Here is a 2,081-nt window from a genome sequence, read left to right as displayed (position 1 = left end):
AGCAAGCTCTCCGATATCCCGTCCGCCCATCGACCACTGGATTGGGCTTTCAGTTGTGGGCAACACAACATAAATGCCTCTCGCTCACCTTTTCTCTCTCAGTGAAAACGCAAAACTGCGTGCTCGCCCTTTCAAAGTCGAGTTGCGTGACCCCCAACGGATTCATGCCACACTATCAACCCCTGAGACGCGAAAAAGGATGTTTTACGCAGGACCAACACCCAAAACAAAGCCATGCGAATTCACGTTTACATGCTCTTTCTTCTTCCTGTCATGAACATAACCATTCGCGCAAGTGTAGGAAAATGCTGAACCCCTAGAGTGCTCCACGTCAAAGTGGAACCGCTCCGGAAGATAATACGAATATTTCCAATCCTGCGGAAATGGTGGCGAGCCATGGTGTGCACCGTAGTCGTCCCAGGATAGCCCAGCGTCATCTCTCCAAGCCTTCGCACCGCCCTTAGGTATCCGGTGAAGCTGCGGAAAGAGCGCCATTAAAGGCACAACCCTCTTCATTCCTCCCAAGTCATTGTATGCCTCCACAAGGCGCCAGAACTCACTAAGGCGAGAATCCAAGCTGAATGTCTTCGGGAGTATCTGGGGATCGTGGCAAGAAGTCGGCAAGACATTACTTCGCCACCAGTCCTCTTCTTCTAGGACTCTGATCATCACGTTATCGAACTGATCTTGTTGACTCAGCACTCGACCAATATCATCAAGCCATCTGAAGCGAAAAGATTGGCGGATTGCCTTGGACACTACCTCGGCCTGCCTACCGACGTGCGCGGGTGGACGAATACCCACCACATGAGCCCCCCCAGTGTTGGCTGCCATCCGAAGCACATCACTTACGTGTCCGGGCACCAACCCCGGCACTTTCCCTGACTGGAGGAACTTGAAATCCCAACCCGCCTTAGCTCGAACTGGAAGATGGCCGATCAGTTCCTTCGCCCTTCCAATTAACAGCCGGTCAATCCCTGCCAGCAGCATCGTAGCCATACTTATCTCTTTTGCGACACCAATTTCAAAACGATGTCTAGAGGCACAGATATTCTTGAAATATCAGCCTCAGAAACCTGCCCCGCAAGGGCGTGAATAAGCGAGACCAAATCTTGCTCGAAACGCACTGCCGGGATGGGGGCGACCGTTGATGCAGATTCTGCATCAACCAGCCAAGCAGTGTTCCACGGAATCTCGTTTTCCGCTGTCCAAAGCCGAAGCTTTTCAACAACTACACTCACACGATATCGATGCCACACCTTAGAAAGTCCGTGCGTTTTGATAACCGCAGAGAAAGAGGTAAGAGGTCGAGAAGCGTCAAGGGCTCGTATTAGCTCAGCGCGCGAGTTCTCATCAATGTCCGCCGATACGGCGAACTTCTTCCGAATATCAACCTCTCCTTCGAACGTAGTCGCAGGAAGTTGAATAACCCCTGAGGGGACCACATCACCTGACTTGATCTCCACGACGGCATCGAGCTCGGGATTAAAGTAGAAAGCTGATGACGATGACGGACTAAATTTCGTCAGCGCTGAAAAGAGGTCGGAGCGCACACGACCGCTTAACCCCTTACCGCTCGCCAAGAGATCTGGGCGATCCGCAGGCACAACGAGCACATCTTCACCAGGATGACTCTGAAGCAAGAGCATCTCTGGAAAATTTCCCAAGAACTTACTGAACTTTCCGGACTTGGGCGGCGGGAAAACCTCACCGCTTTCAACAACTATCTTTGCGACTAATTGCCGAAATTTTGCACCGGGAACCGGACGGGGTTGACCCTCCCAAGCAATTTTAAACGCTTTCTGAAAAACGTCCGCCCAGTCAATCATGTCCATTCCCTAGATCTAGATAAAGAAAAGGGACCCTAAGGTCCCAATTCTTATGAGTATATCCACGCTTCCAAGACGGGCACCTATGATGGCCGTAGCGGAGGGGTTGATAGCAGATGTGGGCCTGCTAAGCCGCGCCGCGCCGATCTTAAGCTTGACTTCCGGACACCCAAAAAATTGTGTTGAGCATGCGGAATCAACATCAGAATAGCAGAAGGTTCGCAAATTGGCAAGCCCCTCTCATTCTCCTTC

At 51.6% G+C, this 2,081-nt stretch carries 2 protein-coding genes; both read right to left on the bottom strand.

Annotation, left to right across the window (positions count from 1 at the left end):
- Positions 1–204: 204 nt before the first annotated feature.
- Entirely contained in the window at positions 205–999 is a 795-nt protein-coding gene (locus ACZ4VL_RS40550) for a hypothetical protein (protein WP_468211025.1), read from the bottom strand.
- Positions 1,000–1,001: 2 nt separating this feature from the next.
- Complete coding sequence (locus tag ACZ4VL_RS40545) at positions 1,002–1,835, bottom strand: hypothetical protein (RefSeq protein ID WP_467324961.1); 834 nt, start codon at positions 1,833–1,835, stop codon at positions 1,002–1,004.
- Positions 1,836–2,081: the final 246 nt, after the last annotated feature.

It is taken from the genome of Streptomyces sp. NPDC029014, assembly GCF_055564695.1.
The sequence above is the reverse complement of the archived record's forward strand: the minus strand, read 5'-3'. Positions and strand labels throughout refer to the sequence as shown.

What these genes read in the sequence shown, in the direction of transcription:
- ACZ4VL_RS40550 (WP_468211025.1), bottom strand. Translation starts at nt 999, where the DNA reads ATGGCTACGATGCTGCTGGCAGGGATTGACCGGCTGTTAATTGGAAGG.
- ACZ4VL_RS40545 (WP_467324961.1), bottom strand. Translation starts at nt 1,835, where the DNA reads ATGGACATGATTGACTGGGCGGACGTTTTTCAGAAAGCGTTTAAAATT.